The sequence below is a fragment of the Mycobacterium sp. URHD0025 genome (assembly GCF_000426065.1).
GTDB lineage: Bacteria > Actinomycetota > Actinomycetes > Mycobacteriales > Mycobacteriaceae > Mycobacterium.
Genome location: NZ_AUEQ01000016.1, coordinates 73012 through 97064, shown reverse-complemented (window position 1 = coordinate 97064; position 24053 = coordinate 73012). Strand labels below are relative to the sequence as shown.

Annotated in this window: 25 protein-coding genes and 1 tRNA gene; 16 read left to right on the top strand and 10 right to left on the bottom strand. The window is 66.2% G+C overall.

What is annotated here, in order from left to right; genetic code table 11:
- Position 1 precedes the first annotated feature (1 nt).
- The 6 genes from fdx (at position 2) to H977_RS0124555 (ending at position 3828) form a co-directional block, all read left to right on the top strand.
- The gene (gene fdx, locus H977_RS0124580) at positions 2-208 is read left to right on the top strand and encodes a ferredoxin Fdx (protein WP_029110354.1); all 207 of its coding nucleotides are present in this window, start codon (positions 2-4) and stop codon (positions 206-208) included.
- Positions 209-210: 2 nt separating this feature from the next.
- Complete coding sequence (locus H977_RS0124575) at positions 211-759, top strand: nuclear transport factor 2 family protein (RefSeq protein ID WP_029110353.1); 549 nt, start codon at positions 211-213, stop codon at positions 757-759.
- A 92-nt stretch (positions 760-851) separates the two neighbouring features.
- Entirely contained in the window at positions 852-1985 is a 1134-nt protein-coding gene (locus tag H977_RS0124570; protein ID WP_029110352.1) for an NDMA-dependent alcohol dehydrogenase, read from the top strand.
- A 62-nt stretch (positions 1986-2047) separates the two neighbouring features.
- Positions 2048-2506, top strand: coding sequence for a nuclear transport factor 2 family protein (locus tag H977_RS0124565; RefSeq protein ID WP_051289047.1), 459 nt, complete (start codon positions 2048-2050; stop codon positions 2504-2506).
- A 29-nt stretch (positions 2507-2535) separates the two neighbouring features.
- Positions 2536-3372, top strand: coding sequence for an SDR family NAD(P)-dependent oxidoreductase (locus H977_RS0124560; protein ID WP_036477115.1), 837 nt, complete (start codon positions 2536-2538; stop codon positions 3370-3372).
- 39 nt (positions 3373-3411) lie between these two features.
- Positions 3412-3828, top strand: coding sequence for an HIT family protein (locus H977_RS0124555; protein ID WP_029110349.1), 417 nt, complete (start codon positions 3412-3414; stop codon positions 3826-3828).
- Here H977_RS0124555 and H977_RS0124550 read toward each other — a convergent pair.
- Together H977_RS0124550 and H977_RS0124545 are read right to left on the bottom strand one after the other, a co-directional pair.
- On the bottom strand, positions 3788-5221 hold the full coding sequence (locus H977_RS0124550; protein ID WP_029110348.1) for a sensor histidine kinase: 1434 nt from the start codon (positions 5219-5221) through the stop codon (positions 3788-3790). The two genes, H977_RS0124555 and H977_RS0124550, sit on opposite strands and share 41 nt — an antisense overlap.
- Before the next feature lie 30 nt (positions 5222-5251).
- Complete coding sequence (locus H977_RS0124545; protein WP_003879841.1) at positions 5252-5971, bottom strand: response regulator transcription factor; 720 nt, start codon at positions 5969-5971, stop codon at positions 5252-5254.
- 95 nt (positions 5972-6066) lie between these two features.
- Between H977_RS0124545 and H977_RS0124540 the strand changes: the two genes are divergently transcribed.
- The 3 genes from H977_RS0124540 to H977_RS0124530 all read left to right on the top strand — a co-directional run bounded on the left by H977_RS0124540 (position 6067) and on the right by H977_RS0124530 (position 7431).
- The gene (locus H977_RS0124540) at positions 6067-6882 is read left to right on the top strand and encodes a hypothetical protein (protein ID WP_029110347.1); all 816 of its coding nucleotides are present in this window, start codon (positions 6067-6069) and stop codon (positions 6880-6882) included.
- 27 nt (positions 6883-6909) lie between these two features.
- Positions 6910-6984: transfer RNA gene (locus H977_RS0124535), tRNA-Thr, on the top strand.
- 42 nt (positions 6985-7026) lie between these two features.
- A complete protein-coding gene (locus H977_RS0124530) occupies positions 7027-7431 on the top strand; it encodes an HNH endonuclease (RefSeq protein ID WP_029110346.1) in 405 nt (134 codons plus the stop codon).
- Positions 7432-7452: 21 nt separating this feature from the next.
- Here the strand turns inward: H977_RS0124530 and H977_RS35420 are convergent, their stop codons facing one another.
- The 4 genes from H977_RS35420 to H977_RS0124510 all read right to left on the bottom strand — a co-directional run bounded on the left by H977_RS35420 (position 7453) and on the right by H977_RS0124510 (position 10253).
- Entirely contained in the window at positions 7453-7608 is a 156-nt protein-coding gene (locus tag H977_RS35420; RefSeq protein WP_155946809.1) for a hypothetical protein, read from the bottom strand.
- A 38-nt stretch (positions 7609-7646) separates the two neighbouring features.
- Positions 7647-8792: a glycoside hydrolase 5 family protein gene (locus H977_RS0124520; protein ID WP_029110345.1), complete on the bottom strand. Its 1146-nt coding sequence runs from the start codon at positions 8790-8792 to the stop codon at positions 7647-7649.
- 91 nt (positions 8793-8883) lie between these two features.
- The gene (locus H977_RS0124515; protein WP_029110344.1) at positions 8884-9585 is read right to left on the bottom strand and encodes a cutinase family protein; all 702 of its coding nucleotides are present in this window, start codon (positions 9583-9585) and stop codon (positions 8884-8886) included.
- 98 nt (positions 9586-9683) lie between these two features.
- Entirely contained in the window at positions 9684-10253 is a 570-nt protein-coding gene (locus tag H977_RS0124510; protein WP_081681841.1) for a M15 family metallopeptidase, read from the bottom strand.
- 161 nt (positions 10254-10414) lie between these two features.
- Here H977_RS0124510 and H977_RS0124505 point away from each other — a divergent pair, with 161 nt between their 5' ends.
- Positions 10415-13600: an ATP-binding protein gene (locus tag H977_RS0124505; protein ID WP_029110342.1), complete on the top strand. Its 3186-nt coding sequence runs from the start codon at positions 10415-10417 to the stop codon at positions 13598-13600.
- Positions 13597-15306, top strand: a complete 1710-nt coding sequence (locus H977_RS0124500) for a hydroxysqualene dehydroxylase (RefSeq protein ID WP_029110341.1) — start codon at positions 13597-13599, stop codon at positions 15304-15306. The genes H977_RS0124505 and H977_RS0124500 overlap by 4 nt, the downstream gene beginning before the upstream one ends.
- Here H977_RS0124500 and H977_RS33845 read toward each other — a convergent pair.
- Positions 15212-16144, bottom strand: a complete 933-nt coding sequence (locus tag H977_RS33845) for a DUF5995 family protein (protein ID WP_051289046.1) — start codon at positions 16142-16144, stop codon at positions 15212-15214. The genes H977_RS0124500 and H977_RS33845 overlap by 95 nt on opposite strands.
- Positions 16145-16375: 231 nt before the next feature.
- Between H977_RS33845 and H977_RS0124490 the strand changes: the two genes are divergently transcribed.
- From H977_RS0124490 to H977_RS0124475, 4 genes are read left to right on the top strand one after another with little or no spacing between them, the layout of a single operon-like run.
- Positions 16376-18745 carry a xanthine dehydrogenase family protein molybdopterin-binding subunit gene (locus H977_RS0124490; protein WP_029110340.1) on the top strand — a complete coding sequence of 790 codons (2370 nt, stop codon included), beginning with the start codon at positions 16376-16378 and terminating at the stop codon, positions 18743-18745.
- 2 nt (positions 18746-18747) lie between these two features.
- On the top strand, positions 18748-19449 hold the full coding sequence (locus H977_RS0124485) for an SRPBCC family protein (RefSeq protein WP_029110339.1): 702 nt from the start codon (positions 18748-18750) through the stop codon (positions 19447-19449).
- Complete coding sequence (locus tag H977_RS0124480) at positions 19446-20330, top strand: FAD binding domain-containing protein (protein ID WP_029110338.1); 885 nt, start codon at positions 19446-19448, stop codon at positions 20328-20330. Before H977_RS0124485 ends, H977_RS0124480 begins: the two co-directional genes overlap by 4 nt.
- Positions 20323-20829, top strand: coding sequence for a (2Fe-2S)-binding protein (locus H977_RS0124475; protein ID WP_029110337.1), 507 nt, complete (start codon positions 20323-20325; stop codon positions 20827-20829). Before H977_RS0124480 ends, H977_RS0124475 begins: the two co-directional genes overlap by 8 nt.
- On the opposite strand, the gene H977_RS0124470 is transcribed toward H977_RS0124475, so the two are convergent.
- The gene (locus tag H977_RS0124470) at positions 20807-21241 is read right to left on the bottom strand and encodes a YdeI/OmpD-associated family protein (RefSeq protein WP_029110336.1); all 435 of its coding nucleotides are present in this window, start codon (positions 21239-21241) and stop codon (positions 20807-20809) included. The two genes, H977_RS0124475 and H977_RS0124470, sit on opposite strands and share 23 nt — an antisense overlap.
- A gap of 40 nt (positions 21242-21281) precedes the next feature.
- Between H977_RS0124470 and H977_RS0124465 the strand changes: the two genes are divergently transcribed.
- Positions 21282-22178: an NAD(P)-dependent oxidoreductase gene (locus H977_RS0124465; protein ID WP_029110335.1), complete on the top strand. Its 897-nt coding sequence runs from the start codon at positions 21282-21284 to the stop codon at positions 22176-22178.
- A gap of 70 nt (positions 22179-22248) precedes the next feature.
- Here the strand turns inward: H977_RS0124465 and H977_RS0124460 are convergent, their stop codons facing one another.
- On the bottom strand, positions 22249-23091 hold the full coding sequence (locus tag H977_RS0124460) for an SDR family oxidoreductase (RefSeq protein ID WP_029110334.1): 843 nt from the start codon (positions 23089-23091) through the stop codon (positions 22249-22251).
- A gap of 11 nt (positions 23092-23102) precedes the next feature.
- Positions 23103-24011 (bottom strand): enoyl-CoA hydratase, encoded by a 909-nt coding sequence (locus H977_RS0124455; protein ID WP_029110333.1) that lies wholly within the window; start codon positions 24009-24011, stop codon positions 23103-23105.
- Positions 24012-24053: the final 42 nt, after the last annotated feature.

The window sequence follows — 24053 nt, the reverse complement described above, 5'->3', positions numbered from 1 at the left end:
AATGGGTTGCTACCGCGTTGAGGTCGATGAGGACCTGTGCCAAGGCCACGCCATGTGCGAGCTGGAGGCTCCCGACGTGTTCCGGGTGCCCAAACGCGGCGTCGTCGAGATCCTCGATCATGAACCACCCGACGATATGCGCGAGGCCGTCGAGATGGCTGTCGAGATGTGTCCTACCCAAGCACTATCCGTGAAAGAGAAGGAATGACAATGACTTCATCCTCCAAAAGAGAAGCCCTCGAAGCATGGTCCGACCGCTGGCTCAAGGCCAATCAGGAGGCCGAGAAGGCCGGTGACTGGAAGCCGCTGGCCGACTTCTACACCGAGGACGCGACCTACGGCTGGAACATCGGGCCCAAGGAAGACGTGATGTGCGTCGGTCGCGACGAAATCCGCGACGTGGCACTGGGTCTGGAGATGGAAGGCCTGGAGAACTGGGTCTACGAGTACCAGCGCGTGCTGATCGATGAGAAGCAGAACGAGATCGTGGGCTTCTGGAAGCAGATCGCCAACAAGAGCGACGGCACCAAGGACGAGATCTACGGCATCGGCGGCAGCTGGTTCCGGCTCAACGATCAACTGCTCATCGAATGGCAGCGGGATTTCTTCGACTTCGGGCACGTACAGAAGGCGTTCCTGAAGCTCATCGAGTCCGGAGATCTCACCCCCACGATGCAGAAGCGCATCGAGCGTTCGCTGGCCGGCGACAAGCTGCCCGGCTACTACCCGCTCGGTGAGGCACCCGTCAAAATCTGGTAGTTCCCGGCCAAGCAGTTGCTTGGGGGTGGGTGTGACCCACGCAACTAATGGCTCTAGTCTGTGGTCAGCGGCTCTAGTGGAAGGCACACGCGATGAAGACCAAAGGCGCTCTCATCTGGGAGTTCAACCAACCGTGGTCGATCGAGGAGATCGAGATCGGTGACCCCGTCAAGGACGAGGTCAAGATTCAGATGGAAGCCTCGGGCATGTGCCATTCGGACCACCACCTGGTGACCGGTGACATCCCGATGGCGGGTTTCCCGGTGCTCGGCGGCCACGAAGGCGCGGGCATCGTGACCGAGGTCGGCCCGGGCGTCGACCACATCCAGCCCGGCGACCACGTCGTGCTGTCCTTCATCCCGTCCTGTGGTGAATGTCCGGCCTGCCAGGAGGGCCTGCGCAACCTGTGCGACCTCGGCGCTCTGCTGCTGAGCGGGACCGCGGTCTCCGACGGCACCAACCGCATCCACGCCGTGAAGAACGGCCAGCCGGTCATCCCGATGACACTGCTCGGCACCTTCAGCCCCTACATGGTGGTGCACAAGAGCTCGGTCGTGAAGATCGATCCGTCCATCCCCTTCGAGGTGGCCTGCCTCGTGGGTTGCGGTGTCACCACCGGTTACGGCTCGGCTGTCCGTAGCGGCGACGTCCGCCCCGGCGACGACGTCGTCATCGTCGGCGTCGGCGGTGTCGGCACGGGTGCGCTGCAGGGCGCGCTGGCCGCGGGTGCGCGCAACGTCTTCGCGGTGGATCCCGTTGAGTTCAAACGGGACAACGCGCTCAAGTTCGGCGCCACGCACGCCTACCCCGACATCTTCTCCGCGATGGCCGGCGTCGCCGAGGTCACCCAGGGCCGGATGGCGCACAAGACGATCGTCACCGTCGGCGAGCTCAAGGGCGAGGACATCGACCACTACATGAACATCACCGCCAAGGGCGGCACCGTGGTGGCCACCGCGGTGGCCAACATGGCCGAAAACGACGTGAAGCTCAACCTGTCGATGTTGACGCTGCTGCAGAAGCGCCTGCAGGGCACCATCTTCGGTGGTGGCAACCCGCACCACGACATCCCACAGCTGCTGAGCATGTACAAGGCCGGCCGGCTGAACCTGGATGACATGGTCACCCGCCAGTACAAGCTGGAGCAGATCAACGACGGCTACGCCGACATGCTCGAGGGCCGCAACATCCGCGGCGTCATCCGCTACACCGACGCCGATCGCTGACACCCTTTTCAACCCGCGAAATGGCATTCCAGCAGGCAAAGGTCGAGTGACCACCTGCCGGAATGCCATTTCGGCATCTACCCGGAGGAGCATTCGTGACTGAAACAACCACCGAGACATCCGTGGTCGTCGCATCCCGGTCGTCGTGGAGGTGCGTGCAATCCGGTGACCGCGAAGGTTGGCTGGCGCTGATGGCCGACGACATCGTGGTCGAGGACCCGATCGGCGAGGCCGTCACCAACCCCGACGGCACCGGCGTGCGCGGCAAGGAAGCCCTCGGCGCTTTCTACGACGCCAACATCGGGCCCAACGAGCTGACCGTCACCTGCGAAGAGACATTCCCGTCCAGCTCACCGAGCGAGATTGCCTACATTCTGGTGCTGCGCACCAAGTTTCCCAACGGGTTCACCGCCACCGTGCGCGGCGTCTTCACCTACAAGGTGAACGACGAAGGCCTGATCACCAACCTCCGCGGCTACTGGAACATGGACGCCATGACCTTTGCGCAGGAAGAGAACTGACCGGCGGAGAGCTCGCCGGCCGCGGCGCGATCGTGGTCGGCGGCACCCGTGGCATCGGTCTGGCGGTCGCCGAGCTACTGGCCTCCCAGGGTGCGGGTGTGGTGGTCAACGGCCGCGACCTGGCGGCTGCCACAGCTGCGGCCGAATCCATTTCCGGTGTGGCCCACGCCGGTTCACCCGCTGACCCGGCGGTCGCCGACGCGCTCGTCGACACCTGTGTGGCCGAGTACGGCCGCCTCGACATCCTGGTCAACTGTGCCGGTACCGCCGAACCGGCCGGGTCCTCGATCCTCAATGTGAGCAGTGCTGAGTTTCACGAACTTCTCGACGCGCATCTCGGCACGGTGTTCGAGACGTGCCGCGCGGCGGCACCGAAGATGGTGGCCCAGGGCGGTGGCAGCATCGTCAACACCAGTTCCTTCGCCTTCCTCGGCGACTACGGTGGCAGCGGCTATCCGGCGGGCAAGGGGGCGGTCAACGGGCTGACCCTGGCCATCGCGGCCGAACTCAAGGAGCACGGAGTACGGGCCAATGTGGTGTGCCCGGGCGCCCGCACCCGGCTGTCCACCGGATCGGACTATGAACAGCACATCGCCGAGCTGAATCGGCGTGGCCTCCTCGACGACGTCAGCATGCAAGGTGCGCTCGATGCCGCACCGCCGGAATATGTCGCGCCGACGTACGGCTACCTGGCAAGCGACCGGGCTAAGGACGTGACCGGCCGCATCTTCATCGCCGCGGGCGGGTTCATCGGCGAATTCGCCCGGCCCTCAACCGGTTTCATCGGATACCGCGACCATCACAGTACGCCGCCGTGGTCGGTCGAGGAACTGCACGGCCTGATCTCGGGCGCCCCGGGGGCGTGAGACGCAGGGCCGGATCGCCGCTCACTATGCTTGGCGACCATGGCGTCCGTCTTCACGAAGATCATCAACGGAGAACTGCCCGGGCGATTCGTCTACCAGGACGATGACATCGTCGCGTTCCTCACCATCGCGCCGATGACGCAGGGGCACACGCTGGTGGTGCCCCGGGCCGAGATCGACAATTGGCAGGATGTCGAACCGGCCGTGTTCGGCCGGGTGATGGAGGTGTCACAGCTGATCGGCAAGGCTGTGTGCCGGGCGTTCGGGGCACAGCGTGCCGGCGTGATCATCGCCGGCCTTGAGGTGCCGCACCTGCACGTGCATGTTTTCCCGGCCTACAACCTGGCCGATTTCGGATTCGCCCACGTGGACCAGAACCCGTCACCCGAATCCCTCGACGAGGCGCAGGCCAAGATCAAAGCCGCGCTGGCAGATCTGCAATCCGCGGCAAGCTGACGGTGAACCGGCAGCCCTGACCGGGCGCGGTGGTGACCTTGACGGTGCCGCCGTGGGCCAGCACGAGCGAATGCACGATCGACAGTCCCAATCCCGTACCGCCGCTGGCCCTCGTGCGTGAGGTGTCGGCACGGTAGAACCGTTCGAACACCCGCCGCGCGTCGTCCTCGTTCATTCCGGGGCCCTCGTCACACACCTCGATGATGGCGTCGTCGCCCTCGGTGCCGACGCGCACGGTGATCCCGGCGGTTTCGGGGGTGTGCTGCACCGCGTTGGCCACCAGGTTGCTCAGCACCTGCCGCAGCCGGGCCTCGTCACCGAGCACCTCCGGGGTTCCGGGCCCGTCGAACACTTCCATGCGTACCCGGCGTCCAGGGGCGATCGACTGCGTGTCGTGCACGGCATCGGTGGCCAGCGTCAGCAGGTCGACGCGATGCTGATCCAGCGGACGCTGCGCGTCGAGGCGGGCCAGCAGCAGCAGGTCTTCCACGAGCAGACCCATCCGCCGGGATTCGCTTTCGATCCGGCCCATCAGCATCTCGACGTCACGAGCGGCGCCCTGGCGGTACAACTCGGCGAATCCGCGGATCGTGGTCAGCGGCGTCCGAAGTTCGTGGCTGGCGTCGGTGATGAAGCGTCGCATCCGCTCCTCGGAGGTGCGCGCCTGCTCGGCCGAGGCGTCCGACGACGCGACGGCTCGCTGAATCTGCGCGAGCATGCCGTTGAGCGCCGAGGACAGCCGTCCCACCTCGGTGCGCGGATCTCGTTCGGGGACGCGGCGATCCAACTGGCCGGCCGCGATGGCCGCGGCGGTGCGTTCCACCTCGACGAGCGGACGCAGGCTGCGGTGTACGACGGCGTAGCCGACGATGCCGAGGACCACCAGCACGACCGTGCCGATGCCGACCTGCGACCAGATCAGCGCGCGCACCGAGGACTGGACGTCGGAGAGGTCGATCGCGACCGTGGTGAGCTCGCCGTTCGGGCCTCGCACCGTCATGGCGCGCCACTGCACATCGGACGCGCCGACGGACTCGACGGTCACCGGTGCCGGGCCGACGTCGTTGTCGTCGGGCAGCTCCGGTTCGGCTTCGCGGTCGTTGATCGCGATCCAGGTTCTGCCGTCCTGGTCGACGCCGCGGACGTAGAAGTTCGACGGCGGCCGCGCCGGGTTCGGCCCTTCCAGGGGCGTCGAGGCCAGTTGGCGCGGCTCCTGGGCCCAGCTTCCCGCCGCGTCGAGCAGCGTCTGATCGATGCGGCTGACCTCTGTGTGCCGCATGATCGAGGTCACCGCTACGCCGGAGGCCAGCAGGCCGCACGCCACCAGAACCAGCGCGACGGCCACCAGGCCGACCCGCAACGGCACACCGCGCCGCTCTACCCGGTCAAACACCTCAAAAGTATGCCGCCGACGGGCTGACCGTCAGCGCGGCTCGCGCAAAACGTAGCCGACACCGCGCAGGGTGTGCAGCAGGCGCTTGTCGCCGGTGTCGATCTTGCGGCGCAGGTAGGACACGTAGGACTCGACGACGTTGACATCGCCGCCGAAGTCGTAGCGCCACACGTGATCGAGGATCTTGGGCTTCGACAGCACGGTGCCGGCATTGATGATGAAGTACCGCAGCAGCGTGAACTCCGTCGGCGACAGCGATACCGGTTCGCCGGCCTTCCACACCTCGTGGGTGTCCTCGTCGAGTTCGATGTCGGCGAAGGACAGCTTGGCGCTGCGAGGTTCTTCGACGCCCCGGCCGGACCGGCGCAGGATGACCCGCAGCCGGGCCACGACTTCTTCGAGGCTGAACGGCTTGGTCACGTAGTCGTCGCCGCCCAGGGTCAGGCCGGCGATCTTGTCCTGGAGGCTGTCGCGTGCGGTGAGGAACAGGGCGGGCGCATCGATGCCGTCGGCGCGCAGCCGGCGCAGCAGCCCGAAGCCGTCCATGCCCGGCATCATCACGTCGAGGATCACGGCGTCGGGCCGGACTTCCCTGGCCTTGTCCAGTGCGGCGGCGCCGTTGGACGCCGTGTGAACCTCGAAGCCCTGGAACTTCAAGCTGACGGACAGCAGCTCCACGATGTTGGCCTCGTCGTCGACGACGAGGATCCGGGCTTCGGGGACGCTCTCAGGAACTGCAGGCATGGCCATTCCCTGATGTTGACGGTGCGTCTTGAACTCAACCTGCATGCACGCTGTGCACTTCCTGTGAGTTTAGCTGTGATCGGGGTAACTACACTGACGCCATGAACCTCGGCAAGACGCTGATCCAGGTTGCTACCGCGCCCGTGCGAATCGGGTTGGCCGTGGCCGACGCCGGGCTCGGCATCGCCAACGAGACGCTCAACGCGGTGCAGCGCGGCATCACCGACTCCAACCCACTCAGCGGCAGGTCGTCGATGGCGGGGCTGCTCGGACTCGACGACGCGGTGGAGCGGGCCAACCGGCTCGCGCGGCTGCTGGACGACGACGCCCCGCTCGGTCGGGCGCTGGCGCCGAACGGCCCGGTGAACCGTTTGCTACGACCGGGCGGTCTCGTCGACCAGCTGACCGCCGAGGGTGGCCTGCTGGACCGGTTGACCGCCGACAACGGGGCGGTGGCCAGGGCGGTGGCCCCCGGCGGTCTCGTGGACCAGGTCACTGTGGAGGGCGGTCTGCTGGACCGGCTGACCACCGAGGACGGCGCGTTGTCACGCGTGATCGCGCCGGGCGGACTGGCCGACCAGCTGCTGGCCAATGACGGCCTGTTCGAGCGGGTGCTGCGCGAGGACGGGGTGGCCGATCGCCTGCTCGCCGAAGGCGGCCTGCTCGATACCCTGACCGATCCCGACGGTCCGCTGCTGAAGCTCGCCGATGTGGCCGACACCTTGAATCGGCTGGCGCCGGGGCTGGAGGCCCTGGCCCCCACGATCGACGCCCTGCACGACGCGGTCATCACGCTGAGCCAGGTGGTCAACCCGCTGAGCAACATCGCCGACCGCATCCCGCTGCCGCGCCGTTCGTCCCGGCGGTCCTCCCCGCGGCCCGTGGTCTCGCAACGCATTGTCGACGCCGACGACTGACCGGTTAAGCTAGGGCGCGTTCCACCCGCCTCCTTAGCTCAGTGGTAGAGCGTTCGCCTTGTAAGCGGAATGTCATCGGTTCAATCCCGATAGGAGGCTCCATGCCTGCCATTTGTTGTCGGTGCACGCCAGTAGCTTCCGCGTATGAGGCTCTGTCGCAACTGCGGTTCGCCACTTTCGAAACGCAGCCAGAAGGTCTACTGCAGTAACGCGTGTCAGGGATCAGCCCGTCAGAAGGCCAACACCGAACGTTGGCTGGAAACCGGGGAGGCGTACATCACTTCTCTTCACAGCCACTACATCCGGCTCTACCTGACTCAAGCCCAGTCGGGCTGCTGCGCGATCTGCGGCGCAGCCAGTACATGGCAGGACCTTCCCCTGGTATTGGTCATGGACCACATCGATGGGGACCCGACGAACAACCGACGGGACAACCTACGGCTGGTCTGCCCGAACTGCGACTCCCAGCTGCCCACATACAAGAGCCGCAACCGCGGGAACGGGCGCTACTACCGTCGAGAGCGCTACGCCAACGGGCAGTCCTATTGACGGCAGAGTGATTGCGCGCGTTCACGTCTCGTCGGCGATGTGCTCGTGGCTCTCGTGCAATCCCGGGCCCTCGGGATCCTCACCGCGACGGTCGAACTCGTCCTGAATCTCCTCTTGCCCCTCGGTCACCTTGCGGGCATCTTCCGGTATCGGCCGGCCACCGTCACGTTGGTCCATAGCCCGTTGAGTCGCCCGCATTCACCGCGGCCAAACACTCACACCCTCGTGGTCAGCTTTCGAAGGGTCTGATATTCCGCGTCGCGATACGGCCGGCCGTCCGGTTGCAGCAGATCGCTGAACCACACGTTCGGCACCTTGGTGTAGGGCTTGTCCCACGAATCCCACGGGAAATAGGTCTGGGTCTTGCCGGCCACCAACCCCCAGCTGTACGCACCGACGTTGTGTCGCTTGGCCACCGGAAGCACGCCTTCGACCGTGCTGCCCTGGTCCCGTGCCAGGTACTCGGTGCACAGGATCGGCCGTCCCAGCGGAGCGAGCTCGGCGATGCGGGCCTCGAATTCGGTAGGACCGGCATACGAGTGAAAGGAGATGACGTCGGAGTTGTCGAGTTGGAAGTTGTCCATCTCGCTGCGGCTTCCGCGGTCCCAGCTACCCTGCCACACACCGCTGGTCAATGGCTGCACGGCGTTGACCGAACGCGCCCAGCCGAACACCTGGGGCAGCAGTCCTCCGACGGCGTCGATCTTGTCCTTGCGCTCGACCTTGCGGTATTGCTTCGCCGGGTTGTCCGGCTCGTTCCACAGGTCCCAGCCCAGTACCCGGTTGTCGTTGCGGAACTGGCTCATCACCCCGACCACGTAATCCCGCAAGACCGGCCGGTAGCGGGGATCGTCGATGCGCTGCGCTCCGGGGCTCTGTACCCAGCCCGAGTTGTGCACGCCGGGCGTCGGTGCCCGCTGCGCGCCGACCTGTGGGTGCGGATCCCAGCACGAATCGAAGAAGACGAACAGCGGTTTGATGCCTTGGCGCGCCGCGATTCCGACGAATTGGGCCAGTCTGCTCTGGAATCCCGCCCGATCCTGCGCCCAGAGCAGGTCGTGCAGGAAGACCCGGACCGTGTTGAAGCCGAGTAACCGGCACGCCCCCAACTCGCTGTCGATGCGCCGCGCGTCATAGGTACCGGGCGAGAACATCTCGATCTGGTTGATCGCGTTGGACGTGACGAAGTTCGTGCCGACAAGCCAGCCCTGCGCCTGATACCACGCGTTGGCGCGCTCCACGGGCCACTGGCCTGGTGCCGCGGACGCGCGCGGGATCACGGGAAGAGGGGCCAGTACCTGAGGGAGAGCCGCTGCTGCTGCCAGAACCAGCGGGATCTTGAGGGCCGTTCGACGGTGCACTTAGTGAACATAGTGGCGTCCAGCAAAGCCCCCGGGCTCACGGATGATATTGCAACCATTGAGGTTTCATATCGTTATCAAACAAGCACGGTCAGAGCCGGCCCACCGTGAAATCGGCGGCCTGACCCGGCATCCCGTTGAGCACGTACGCAGTGTGGGCGAAGTTGGGGACGCCCGCAGGGGTCCCGTCGCAGATGGTGTCCCCTGGCTCGCACAGTTCGATGGTCTTGTCCTTGTATCGCGGGCCGATCACCATCGCGGGTGCGCCGATATCACGCATGAACTCGTCGGACGGCGTGCCCAGCAGCACCACCGAGGCCACATGGTCGGCAACCTCGAGCGGCATGGGGTCGGGGATGAACTGCTTGTACTCGGTCGGGATCCCGTCCGGCACGGCGGCCGAGGTGACGAAACCGGCCACCACGGCACCCTGCGAGTACCCGCCCAGCACCACCTTGGTCTTGGGGCAGTCCTTCGCCGTGGCCTTGATGTGGTTGGCCGCATCGCGGATGCCGTCGACAACTGTCCTGGCGAATTCGATTCGATCGCCGAAGTTCCCGCTGGCCTGGTAGTTCACCGGATAGACCTCGACGGAACGGTCACCGGTGCGTGCCCGCAACGCGTCGACAAAGGATTGCCCCGGCCCACCGACACCCGGCGGCTCATAGGTTCCGCGGGCGAACACCACCTCGACGTCGGGGCATGGCTGCGCCGACGCGGCGGGCATGGGGGCAATCGGTACGGCGCAAGCGGCAACCAGCATCGCACCTTGGATCAGTTTGAGGACGTTCATTTCGACTCCACGCCTACCCGGATCGTGACGAACGTTACGGTTCCCCATGCTGGCATATTCCAAACGCGGAGAACAGGGGGCAGCACTGCTGTGGTTGCCTATTCCAGCGGTACGTCCAGATACGGCCGCGGCTCGGCGGCCCCCGGCCCGTCGAAATGCCACCATTCCCCGGAATAGACGGCCAGCCCTCCGGCCTTCATGGCCTCGCGCAGCCGCGTCCGGTTGGCCTGGGCGGTAGGGCTGATCCCGGCGGTGGCGTAGGCCAGGCTGCGCGGGGTGAAGTCGTCGAATCCGGTGCCCATGTCAGCTCCGGCGATCGTCACATCCACGGACCGGCCCGCTTCGTGGCTGCGGGCATAGGGGCCGGGCCTGGCCACCCAGTTGGGATTGGACACCACCTCAAACATGCGCACCTGCACCTCGTGCGGCCGGTAGCAGTCCCAGAACACCAGGACGTCGGGGCGTAGCGCGGCCGCGGCGGCCGCCAGTCCCGGAGCCATCGACTCGTGCACCAGGCATGGCGCCCCGGATGGATAGAGCCGCTGGCCGACGAAGTTGTCACTGGTCGCGTACCGCAGGTCGATCACCGCGTCGGGAACCACGGAGCGAATGTCGACCAGTCCCGCCTCGGCTGCCGGCTTGGCGAAAGCCACCGGGGGCCAGACCATGCCGTACAGCAGAACCAGGCCAACCAGGGCGCGTCGCACAGACTGATTGCATCACATCGCCTTGATTGCCGGTTCAAGCACCATTTCGGCTTTGCCGTCAATTTCATCGGGGCGGTATAGCTGCAGAGATAGGCTTTGCCCATTCTGGGCAGGAGTACCAGATGAACCTCCACGAGGATCAGACGTCGATCGATGAATTGCTCGATCGTGCAGTCGGTGCCTGCAACCGGGGTGATCGCGCCACCGCAGCCACCCTGGCCGAGCAGGTGCTGGCCGTCGACCATGGCAACACCGACGCCGAGGATCTGCTCGCCGCATCCGACGGGCACGGAGAGATCCGCCGCCTCACCCTGATGTTCATCGACCTCGTGGACTCGACCGTGCTGTCCACCCGCGTCGAACCAGAGACCTATCGCACGCTTGTCGGCAGGTACCGCCAGGATGTGGCTCGCCTGGTCAATCACTATGAGGGACATATCAGTTCGACCAAGGGCGATGGTCTCCTCGCGGTGTTCGGCCATCCCAAACCACACGAGAACGACGTCCGGCGCGCCGTTGCCGCGGCTTTGGACATCACCCACGCGGTAGCACGAATCAGCGAACAGGCCGAGCGCAGGTTCGGCGTCACCGTCAACGTGCGGGTCGGTGTGCACCGCGGGGTGGTCTACCTCGACACCGACCAGGACGACGTCTACGGGTTCGCCGCGAACCTCGCCGCCCGCATCTCGTCGCTGGCAGCACCGGGGACAGTCGCCGTGTCCGACGCCGTCGCCACATTGATCGACGGCACATTCGAACTCGCCGCCTGCCCGGCCGCCCCCGTCAAGGGAGTCGATGGCCCTGTGAACCACCATCAGGTGGTTTCGGAATACCCGCAATCAGCCGCGCCACGGACAGTGCCGCTGGTCGGACGACACCGCGAGCTCGCCTGGCTGGAGAACACCTGGCGCCGCGCGCGCAGCGGAGTGTCGACCTGTGCCGGGGTGGCGTTCCGTGGTGAACCGGGCATCGGCAAGACCCGGATGGCCCGTGCCGCCGCGGAGCTCGTTGCGGAATCGGGCGGCACCGTGATCGAGATGCGCGGTTCACCGCTGCACACCGACGCGGGTCTGTACCCGGTGCGGCGGCTGTTGGAACGCCGTTGCGGCATCGATCGGCTCACCGGCGCCGCCGAGCGGCTGCGTCTACTGGATGCCGAACTGCGTTCGCGTGGGATGGATGCAGCGACGGCGATACCTCTGCTTGCGCCGGTGCTGGGCGTCGGACCCGAACACGGCTACCGGCCTTCCGTCGCCGAAGGTCTCACGCTGTACCAGTTGATCGGCGCCGCGGTTCACCAATACCTTTTGGCGTGCCTGAATGGCAGTGCGGGCCTCATCCTCGCCGAGGACATGCACTGGTTCGATACCTCGACCTCGGACGTGGTCGATGCCCTACTCACTCACGCCGACGGCCGCCTGCTGGTGGTTGCCACCGGCCGTGAGGGGAAATGGCTCAGGCCTGACTGGCCGGTGGAATCGTTCGAACTCACCGCACTGAGCACCGACGAGTGCAACGAGCTCATCGAGGCCCTCGACCCGGTCGTGACGGAGGCGCAGAAGACGGCTGTGTGCAGTCGATGTGACGGGATCCCGTTCTACATCGAGCATGTCGTGGCCGGTTTGGACGCTGCCGGGAACGATCAGGTGCCCGAGGCGCTGTACGAGCAGCTTTTCGCCCGGCTGCACACCCGCCCGGGTGTCGTGCCCGTGGTGGAAGCGGCGGCAGTCATCGGGCGAAGTGGTGATCTGGCTCTGCTCCGATCGGTGGTGGACGCCGACGTCGACGTCGACACCGTGTCCGCCGAACTGGTCGAGGCCCAGGTCTTCGAGACCGAGGGCAGCGAACGGTGGCGATTCCGCCATGAATTGCTCCGCGAAGTGGCGGCCGAGCTGGCACCGCCGAGCCTGCAGCGCGAGCTGCACGCCAGGGTGGCGCGTGAGCTGGTGCAAGCGGCCACTGGGATGGAGCCCGACTGGCGGTTGGTGGCACGCCATTACGAGAGTGCGCAGTGTTTCGATGAGGCCGTCATCGCCTACCAGAAGGCGTGCGTGGAGGCGAGGCGGCGCGGCGCAGCGTCGGAGGCCTGCACGTGTCTGACGAACGCGCTCAATCAGTTGGACCGATGCGCAATCGGGCCGCGACGCGACAAGTTGGAAATCGCGCTGCGCCTCGAACGCGGCTTTCTGATCGGGGCCGCACACGGAAGCATGAGCGGCGACGGTCCGGCCGACTTCGAACGCTGCCTCCAGTTGTCCACCGCAGACGCGTACAAGGACGAGCTGTTCGCCACGCTGACCGCGCTGGTGAGCTACTGCGTGCCCCGGGCCGAGCTGCGCCGGGCCCACGAGCTCTTGGACTCCCTGGCCGGAAGCATCACGAAAGACCGGCCCTGGCTCTATCCGGCGATCGCCTCATCGCTTGGTTCGGTCACCTGGCTTGAGGGTCACTTCGCAGTTGCCCGTGAACATCTCTTGAGGGCACTGGCCGACCGGTCCGTGGCAGATCCACGCGAACTGGACACCACCTGGCGGGGAAACACCGACCCGATCTCGGGCGCCCACACCTACCTCGCCCTCTCCGACCTCATCGCCGGGGACCTACCGGGGGCGAAGGCCCATCTGGCCGACTCGGTGTGCCGCTGCGGAGAACTCGGTTTTCCGCTGAACGCGTTCAATCGGGCTCACACCTACTTCAAGGAAATCTGGGTCTGCCTGGAGGCTGGCCAGATCGACGAGGCGGCCGCCCTTTCGGCCGAGATGCGCCGCTGCACAGAAGAGTCCGGACTGGACCTGTGGCGCGTCGTGAGTAGCACCGAGCACGCCACGGTGAAAGCCGCTGCGGCACTGCGCGCCGGCGCCGACACCGCAACGCTGGAATCCGCCGCCGAGAACATCGCGAGGCGTGTCGACGGATCTCGTCTCATGCATCTCAACGTCTATCTCACTTTTCACGACTCGATCGTGGGCCGTCTGCTGATCGCGGCGGGCCGGCCGGAGAAGGCACGCGAACGGTTGGAGATGTCACTACTACGGGCGGGGGACACTGGGATGCACTTCCACGACGCGGAACTGATGCGGCTGCGCGCCCACACATTGTCGACGGAACCGGCACGCCGTGCCGCACTTGCCGAGGCATTGGCATTCGCCCGGCGCCAAGATGCCGTTCTGTTCCAATTACGTTGTCTACTCGACTCTTTCGAACTTTTCGGAGACGGGGACCGTGACGAGCTGCATCGGGTGGCGACCCGATTCCCCGGAAACGACCTGTGGCCTGAGCAGATTCGCGCCGAACGGATACTGTCGTGACCACCGTGGCGGTACTCGGCGGTGGCATCGGCGGGCTGACGGCGGCCCACGAACTTGCCGACCGCGGATTCGACGTGACGGTCTACGAGGGGCGTGGCGCATTCGGAGGCAAAGCACGGTCGATGCCGGTGCCCGGATCAGGCACCGGACAGCGCGAAGACCTGCCGGGCGAACATGGATTCCGGTTCTTCCCCGGCTTCTACCGGCATGTGCCGGACACCATGGTGAGGATCCCGGACGCCGGTCGCACCGTCGCCGACCACCTCGTGGCGGCGACGCGGATGATGCTGGCACAGGCGAACGGGGCCAATGAGATCGTGACGCCGACCCAGATCCCGTCTTCTCTCGACGATCTGTCGGTCACCATCAAGGCCATCTGGCACCTCGGCGTGGATCTGGGCATTCCGCCTCTCGAGATGACAGCGTTCGTCGAACGGTTGTTGACCCTGTTGTGTTCGTGCGAAGAACGTCGTTTCGGGCAGTGGGAGAACACGAGTTGGTGGGATTTCATTCAAGCCGACCAGCGCTCGCCACAGTTCCAGAAGTTCCTCGCCAAGGGCATGACCCGTACCCTGGTGGCGGCGAAGGCGACCGAGATGTCCGCGCGCACCGGCGGTCTGGTCCTGTGCCAGTTGATGTTTGACCTGGTGCGCGCCGACGGCCGCTTGGACCGGGTGCTGGACGGGCCGACCAGTGCGGTCTGGATCGACCCGTGGATCGAGCATCTCGACGACCTCGGGGTGACGCTGAGACACGGCTGCCGGGTCAACGGAATCGACTGCGACGGAAAACGCATCACCGGGGTATCCATGTCGGTCAACGGCAGCGCCGAGCAGATCGTGGCCGACCATTACGTGGCCGCGTTGCCGAAGGAGCGCCTGCAGGCATTGGTCACCCCTGCCCTCGAAGCCTGCGAGCCGCGACTGGCCGGCCTTGCGCGGCTGCACACCGACTGGATGAACGGCGCGATGTTCTACCTGCACGTCGACAAACCCCTGATCCACGGGCACGCGATCTTCATCGACTCCGAGTGGTCGTTGACCGCAATCTCGCAGGCCCAGTTCTGGCGCGGCTTCGATTGGACGAAGCATGGTGACGGCCGTGTCGAAGGCATTCTGTCGGTTGACATCTCCGAGTGGGAGCGGAAGGGCGGCAAGATCCTCAAGACCGCCAAGGAGTGCTCGAAGGAGGAGATTCGCGAGGAGGTGTGGGCGCAACTCACCGCGCACCTCGACGACGGCTCGCTCACCAAGGCCAACGTGCTCGACTTCTTTCTCGATCCCGCGATCAAGTTGCCCGCGCCCCCGTCGATCGTCACGGCCGAGAATGACGAACCGCTGCTGATCAACACCAAGGGCTCATGGGCCGACCGCCCTGATGCCGTCACCGCCATACCGAATCTTTTCCTGGCTGCCGACTTCGTCCGGACCTACACCGACTTGGCGACGATGGAAGGCGCCAACGAGGCCGCCCGCCGCGCGGTCAACGGGATACTCGACGCAACGGGTTCCACAGCGTCCCGTTGCCCCGTGTGGCCGCTGCGCGAGCCGCGGGCACTGGAACCGTTCCGCAGAATCGACAAGGTGCGGTGGCGCCTGGGCCTGGGTCCGATCAAGCCGCCGCTCCAGGTTGATCTGGGCGGTGTGTCCGGGCCGGCCGGCGTCCTCGCGAGCGGACTGCTCGCAGTGCTGCGCCAATTCGGCTGAGGCCCTGGCGAATTCCGCGCCGTGCGGTTGGATTGGCGGGCGATGCCCGCAGCGCCCGGATATTGCCGGCGACATCGGTATTTTCACTCCTGGCGATGCCGCGTACGAGCAGCGGCGCCGGTGACCACGTCTGGGGTGGTTCGAGATACCAGGCCCCGAGGCCCGCCGTCCAGGCAACCTGGTTCACCCGCTTCGCGTGCATGGCTTCCGGGTTCAGGGCCATACCGATGGCGAAATGCCATGCGCCCTCCCGGAACCTGCCGAGGATGGTCCGGATGAACTTCGTCTCGCCGGGTATCGCCCAGCGGATCCAACGCACGGCGGGCGACCGTCGCTGCACGATGGCCAGCATGCTTTCGGTCTGGGTGGCGACGATGTCGTTGATGCCCTCGAAGTCGGGTTTGATCTCCTCGAGCCGATTCGCGGAAAGGTCGACCACGGCGATGCCGAGGTCGTAGCAGATATGCGCGTTCAAGCTGGCGATCATGTGCTGCAGCATCGTTGCGTGGCCATTGTGCTGGGCGAGGAAGGCGACCTCCCACGGGAGGGTCAGCGCCTCCCTGTCGTACCGGTCCGGGTGGAAGAACGCGTTCAGTGCGTCGAAGTACCGCTTGGCGAAGCAGACATCGAGTTGCTCGACCCACTGCGCGTCGCGGAACTTGCCCTGCTTGGCCGCCTCCTGCACGGCAACGGTGCCTCGCCCGTAGAGGACCGCGAAGTAGCCGATGGTGCTCTTCGCCCGGATCGACCAGTCGACCACCAGATCCAGATTGCGTACGACGTCATCGATGTTCGAGGCGTCTTCGAGGGGTTCCAGAATGAGAGGCTGCGTCGTCATCGTCGCTCCACCACCTTTGTCCGACCGACTTCAGCTTGGGCCGGCCCGAGCGCGGGGTCATGAGTAGCCGCATACCCTAGTTTCGAGCGGAAATGCCACTCTCTTCTTCAGGCATGTTGCTTTCCGATGTACGATAACGACACTCTTGATACGTCGTCGGAACCTCCGACGACAGCTGGGTTATGCGCATAAGCGCTGCGCACGAGTAAACCGACGGAATGGAGCGATCCTATGGCGTCAGCCGCACCGGAAACCGTCGCAAACCGCTATGCCGGCAGACGGGTCGAACGGGTGGAGGACACCCGGCTGCTCACCGGACGCGGTACGTACGTCGACGACATCACGCGCCCCGGCATGCTGCACGCCTGCTTCGTCCGCAGCCCCTACGCGCACGCCAGGTTCAGCAGCATCGATGCCGCGGCAGCCCTGGCGCTTCCCGGCGTGCACGCGGTGCTCACGGCCGCCGACCTCAACCCGGAGGCCAAAGAGGCCTGGCACGCGGTCGCGGGCAAGGACGTAGCCGACACCCCGCGCCCGCCGCTGGCCGAGGGCGAGGTCAAGTTCGTCGGCGATCCGGTGGCCCTCGTCATCGCCGCGAGCCGCTACGTCGCCGAGGACGCGGCGGACCTTGTCGACGTCGACTACGAGCCGCTGCCCGCCTTGGCCGACTTCCGCCAGGCACTCACTTCCGAGGTGTCGGTCCACGAGGCCTTTCCGGACAACAATGCCGGCGGTATGGCCGGCATGCCGCCCGACGAAGAAGTCTTCGGATCCGCCGCGCATATGGTGAAAGAGCACATCTATCAGCAGATGCATGTGCCGGTGCCGATCGAGACGCGCGGCATGGTCACCGAATGGTCGGCAACCTCGGGCGAACTGACCATCTGGGCCTCCACCCAGACCCCGCACGAACTGAGGGCCTTCGCGGCCCGTCTGCTCGGCATCCCGGCCCAGCACGTGCGGGTCATCATGCGCGACACCGGCGGCGGATTCGGCCAGAAGGTCGTCCCGATGCGCGAAGACATGTGCATCATGCTGGCCGCGCGCAAAGTGCCGACCGCACTGAAGTGGATCGAGGACCGCCGCGAGAACCTGATGTCGGCCGGTCAGTCCCGTCACGTCGACGGCGATGTGCGCATGGCATTCGACGACGACGGCAACATCCTGGCCGCCGACATCGACTTCATCCAGGACGTCGGCGCGTACCCGACGCCGTACCCGGTGCTGACCACCGCCGCGATCGGCATGTTCTTCCCCGGCCCCTACCGGGTGCCCAAGGCCAGCTTCAACTACAAGACGGTGTTCTCCAACACTGCGGGCCTGCATGCCTATCGCGGCCCGTGGCAGTACGAAACCCTCACGCGCGAAATACTTCTCGACATCGCCGCCCGCAAGATGGACATGGACCCGGTGGATCTGAGGCGCAAGAATCTGCTGCGGCGCGACGAGATGCCCTATTTCAACCCCAACGGCATGCCGTATGACCACGTCGCCCCGATCGAGACCTTCGAGCAGGCCGTGAAGATCCTCGACCACGAGGGCTTCCGCAAGGAACAGGCCGAGGCCCTGGCCCAGGGCCGCTATCTCGGACTTGGCTTCTCGGCCTACATCGAGCCCACCGGCGCGGCCACCGGTCACCTGGCCAGCGAGGGCTGCACCATCCGGATGGAGCCCACGGGCAAGATCAACGTGTACGTCAACGGCGGGTCCACCGGAAACAGCTTGGAGACCACCGTCATCCAGCTCACCGCCGACGCGCTCGGTGCCGACATCGACGATGTCGCGACCATCCAGGGCGATACCGCCGTGACCCCTTACGGCGCGGGCACCCAGGGTAGCCGCAGTGCTCCGATGACCGCGGGTGCGGTCAACGAGGCGGGCACCATCCTGCGCACCCAACTGGTGGCGATGGCAGCGGCACGCCTGGAGGTCGAGGAGTCCGAGATCGAGCTCGGCAGCTCGAAAGCGGTCGCGCGCAACAATCCCGAGAAGAGCGTGAGCTTCGCCGATCTGGCATACCGGGCCCACTACGAGCCACAGATGCTGCCGCCGGGAGTGTCGGCCAACCTGGAGGCCACCGCACGCTACACCGCACCGCCGACCGCACCGATCCACTGGGCCAACGCCACCCATGCGTGCACCTGTGAGGTCGATGTGGTCACCGGGCACGTCACCCTCACCCGCTACATCGTCAGCGAGGATGTCGGCCCCATGATCAACCCCAACGTGGTCGAAGGACAGATCGCAGGCGGCACGGTCCAGGGCATCGGCGGTGCGCTGCTGGAGAAACTGTCCTACGACGACGCCGGAAACCCTTTGTCCTCAACATTTGTCGACTACCTGCTTCCCACGGCCACCGAGGTACCGGTGATCGAGTACGGCCACGTCGAGATCCCCGGCCCCGGCGTCGGAGGCTACAAGGGCGCGGGCGAGGGCGGGGCCATCGGATCGACGCCGGCCGTCATCAACGCGGTCAACGACGCGCTGGCACCGCTCGGGGTCACTCTCACCACATTGCCCGCCACCCCGGCAGCCATCGTCGAAGCCATAGAGCAGGCGCAGGAACCCCGCTCGCAAGAACAGCACGGAAGGGATCACTGATCGTGGAGCTCAACAACGAATTCCGGGTGGCGGTACCTGCGGCGAAAACCTGGGAGGTGCTCACCGACGTCGAACGCGTCGCACCATGCCTACCCGGTGCCACGCTGCTGAGCGTCGACGGTGACGATTTCACCGGTGCGGTCAAGGTGAAGGTCGGCCCGATCACGGTGTCCTACAAGGGCGATGCCACCTTCCAGGAAAAGGACGCGGCCGCTCAGCGCGTGGTCCTCAAGGCCAACGGCAAGGAGACCCGCGGAAACGGCACCGCCTCGGCCATCGTGACCGCCCAACTGAAAGACGAGGGCGACTCGACGACCGTGGTGGTCACCACGGATCTGGCCATCTCCGGCAAGGCAGCCCAGTTCGGCCGCGGCGTTCTGGCTGACGTATCCGGCAGTCTGATCGACCAGTTCGCCCGCAGCCTGGAGGCCGAACTGCTCGGCGGTTCGGCGTCAGCCGCCGATACCGGTACCGCTGCAGGCACCCCCGCGCAGTCGGCCCAGGAAGCCGCCCCGATCAACGCCCTGGCCCTGGCCAAGGTGATGGCGGTGCCGATGGCCAAGCGCTTCGCCCCTGCCATCGGCGCGGCCGCCGCCGCGGGCGTACTCGGCTTCCTCATCGGCCGGGCCGGCCGAAAGAGCCGCAGACACAGCGTGCTGGCGCCCGAGGATCTGCACGCCGCGCTGTTGCGGCTGGTGTCATGAAGTCCGCCCCCTTCGCGTATCACCGTCCCGCCACGGTCACCGAGGCGGTGGCCATGCTGAGCGAGTACGGCGAGGACGCCAAGATCCTGGCAGGCGGTCAGAGCCTGGTGCCGATGCTGGCCATGCGGCTGACGCACTTCGAGAATCTGATCGACATCTCGCGGTTGTCCGAGCTGAACGACATTGCCCTGCAGGACAACGAGGTTCGGATCGGCGCGGCCACCCCGCACGCCATGGTGGGCCTCGACGACGAGATCGCCGATTCGGTGCCGCTGTTGACCCTGGCCACCCCGCACATCGGGCATTTCCAGATCCGTAGCCGCGGCACACTCGGCGGTGCGATCGCGCATGCCGATCCGGCGGCCGAGTACGCTGCCGTCGCACTGGCCCTCGACGCGACCATCGAGGCCACCTCGTCACGCGGGACCCGTCAGATTCCGGCCGCGGAGTTCTTCACCGGACTGTGGGAAACATCGCTGGCCGCCGACGAGATCCTCACCGCCGTGCGCTTCCCGGTGGCCTCGGGTCGGAGCGGTTTCGGTATCGCCGAATTCGCCCGGCGTCACGGCGATTTTGCGATCGCCGGCGCCGCGGTCGGGTTCGAACTCGATGAAGATGACCGCATCACCCGCTGCGGTATCGGCCTGCTCGGCCTGGGCTCCACCCCGCTGCGGGCCACCCCGGCCGAGTCGGCATTGATCGGCACGCCGATCGGCGGCCTCACCGCCGACGAGATCGGGCAGCTGGCGGTGTCCGGGCTCACCGACATTCCTTCCGATCTGCAGGGCACGGCGGCATACCGGGCCCGGGTCGGCGCCGCCATGGTTTCCAGAGCCTGGACCCAGGCAACCACGCACGCCGAGGAGGCGCTCAATGCATGAACTGCCGGTTGCGGTTTCGGTCAACGGGCGGGACTACCAGGGTGTGGTCGAGCCGCGGGTCACCCTGGCTGATTTCCTGCGGGAGAACTGCGGTCTCACCGGCACCCACCTCGGCTGCGAACACGGGGCCTGCGGTGCCTGCACGGTCCTGTTGGACGGGCAGGCCGTCAGGTCATGTCTGGTGTTCGCGGTCCAGGTGGACGGCCAGGAGGTGACCACGGTCGAGGGCATCGCGGGCCCGGACGGTCAACTGTCGCCGGTCCAGGCCGCGCTCAAGGAGTGCCACGGGCTGCAATGCGGCTTCTGCACACCGGGATTCGTCACCTCGATCACCGCCATGCTGCGGGACAACCCGAATCCCAGCGACGAGGAGATCCGCGAGGGTCTGTCTGGCAACTTCTGCCGCTGCACCGGCTACCAGGGCATCGTCAACGCCGTACACCGGGCGTGCGAACACGCGGAGACCGACAACGGGCTCAAGCCTCTAGCTCAGCAATAACCTTCGCGATGCGGCGGGCCCGGGTGTCTGCCGCCTTGGCTGCCTGTACCGAAGCGACGTGGGCCTTCTGCTTGCTGTAGGAGAGGCTGTCCCACTTCGCCACGGCGCCCGGTGACTCCGCCAACGCGGCCCGCAGGTCATCGGGGACGTCCACGGTGCGAGGTTCGGTGTCGACGGTCAGGTCGACATCGATGGCATCGCCACCGCCGATTCCCGACTCGTTGCGGCGCTCGGCGCTGAACGGAATCAGGAACTTTCCGCCCATCGGCGCGATCGTCGACCGGTAGCGGTACCCGTTCACGTCGACCACCACGGCCGGGCGCTTACCCGCTGCAAGCGCTTCCACCACGTCGGCGGGCACCTCGATACCGGTGTTGTTGCCGTCCTGGAACATCGTTGTCGAGAACTTCATGAACCCTCCCTCCGCCAACGTAGCCGGTAAGAGTGGAGGTATGAAGATCGGATTCATCGGCCTGGGCAACATGGGCGCGGCCATGGCCGCCAACCTGCTCAAGGCCGGACATGAGGTCACCGCATACAACCGCTCCCCCGACAAGGTCGCCGCATTGGCCGCCGACGGTGCGCGTCCGGCGGGCTCGGTGTCCGACGCTTGCCAGGGCGACGTCGTCGTCACCATGCTCTCCAACGACGACGCGGTAACGGCCGCGACTTTCGGGGATCACGGGGTGATCGCCTCATTGCCGGAAGGCGCCGTTCATGTCTCGTCGTCGACCATCAGTGTCGCGCTGGCGCAGCGGTTGACCGAGGCGCATCACGAGGCCGGCCAGGGCTTCGTCGCCGCTCCCGTCTTCGGCAGGCCCGAGGCTGCCGCGGCAGCCAAGTTGTTCGTCGTGGCGGCCGGCGCCCCTGCCGCCGTCGAGACGGTGTCGCCGATCTTCGACGCAATCGGGCAGCGCACATTCGTCCTCGGCCAAGATCCACAAGCCGCGAACCTGGTCAAGATCAGCGGCAACTTCCTGATCGCCTCGGTGATCGAATCCCTCGGTGAGGCAATGGCTCTCGTGGGCAAGGCAGGTGTGGACAAACAACAGTACGTGGAACTGCTGACCTCGACGCTGTTCGACGCCCCGGTGTATCGCACCTACGGCGGGCTGTTGGCTCGCGGGGAATTCACGCCGGCCGGGTTCGCCGCCACCTTGGGCCTCAAGGACGTCAAACTGGCGCTGAGTGCCGGCGAGGAGCTGCAGGTTCCCCTGCCTGTCGCGAGCTTGCTGCGCGACCGTTTCCTCACGCTGCTGGCCACCGGCGGCGGCGAACTGGACTGGTCGGCGGTCGGTGCGCTCAGCGCGTGGGAGGCCGGAGCCGCCGGACCGGCGACGTCGGCCTAGAAACGCGACAACGCTGAAGATCGCGGTCACCTGGTGACTGCGATCTTCAGCGCGATGTCAAACGCGAAAGTTACTCGGCGACGACGCCGCGTAGGCCGTCGGCGCCGTACAGCGGTTCCAGCATTCCGGAGATGTCGGGGCCGCGGCGCAGAGCGTGCCCGCCGTCGACACCGATAGCCTGACCGGTGATCCAGCCCGCGGCGTCGCTGAGCAGGAACACCGCCAGGTTGGCGATGTCCTCGACCTCGCCGAACCGTGGCATCGGCGTGCAGGCCTCGTAGTCGTCACGGGCTGCCGGGAGTTCGAAGACCGGGCCGACCATCTCGGTCCGGGTCAAGCCGGGCCGGATGCTGTTGAACCGCACAGAGGATGGGCCCAGCTCGTCGGCGGCCAGCTTGAGCAGATGGTCGAACGCCGCCTTGCTCACGCCGTACGCACCGAACCACCGGTGGGTGTTGCTCGACGCGATCGAGGAGATGCCGACGAACGAGCCGCCGCCACCGCGGACCATCTCCCGGCCCGCGTGCTTGATCAGGTACATCGTGCCGTTGACGTTGAGATCGACGGTCTGGCGCCACAGCTCGGAGTCGATCTGGGTGATCGGACCGATGGTCAGCGACCCTCCGGCACTGTGCACCACACCGTGTAGCCGGCCATGCCAGGCCGTGGCGGCGTCGACCGCGCGGCGCACCTCCTCCTCGTTGGTGACGTCGGCAGGTTCGTAGCGCACCGATCCGCCGCCGGCTCCGAGTCCCGCGTTCAATTCGTCAGCGGCCGCACTGAGCTTGTCGGCATTGCGACCGATCAACATGGCGTTGCCGCCGGCCGCGACGATGGCGGCCGCGGCACCCTTGCCGATGCCACTACCGCCGCCGGTGACCAGGTAGGTGCGATCCTTCAACGACAGTTCCATTCGCGTCATCCTTATGGTGTATCTCGTCGGGCCGGCTTCGGAGCGCCCAGCGTCCGCCAGTCGGGAACATCGGGTGGCATACCCACCGGCCAGCGGTTCTCGTTGACCGACGCCCAGTGCGCGTGCCCGAGTTCGTGAATGTGGAATGCGTGGCGCAGCGCTTCTGTGAAGCCCATCGCGTCGCTGGCCGCGTTGACGGAATCCTTGACCAGCAAGGCGGCCATCGTCGGCCGCTCGGCGATGCGCCGTGCGAATTCCAGTGTCTGGTCTTCGAGTTCGTCGCGCGCGAAGATCTTGGACACCATGCCCAGCCGGTACGCCTCATCGGCGTCGATCGAATCACCGGTCAGCAGTAGTTCTTTGGCCTTGCGGGCGCCGAATTCCCATGGGTGCGCGTAGTACTCGACACCTGGCATTCCCATCCGGACCCCGACGACGTCGCTGAACTTGGCGTCATCGGCGGCGACGATCAGATCGCAGGCCCAGATCAGCATGAGGGCCGCCGAGATCGCGTTGCCCTGCACCTGGGCGATGGTGATCTTGCGCAGATCGCGCCAACGCCGGGTGTTCTCGAAATAGAAGTGCCACTCCTGCAAGTAGGTTCGCTCGGTGACGCCGGCGGCGGTGGCACCGTGGGAGCGGAACGTCGGATGCTGGGTCGGGCCCGGTTGACGCTCGGCCAGCGCCGCTTCGGAACCGAGGTCGTGGCCGGCCGAGAAGTTCTTCCCACGCGCTGCCAGGATCACCACGCGGACCGTGTCATCGGCCTCCGCCCGGCCGAACGCCTCGTCGAGTTGCACCAGCACGGTCCGGGACTGCGCGTTCTGCGCATCCGGACGGTTCAGCCAGATCCGGGCGATGCGTCCGTCATCGAGTGTCTCGTATTCGACCTGGCGGGCTGCGTCGTCGGGACTGACCATTTCGGACCACCTCTTAGGCAGGGTAAGTAAGTTACGAACTGC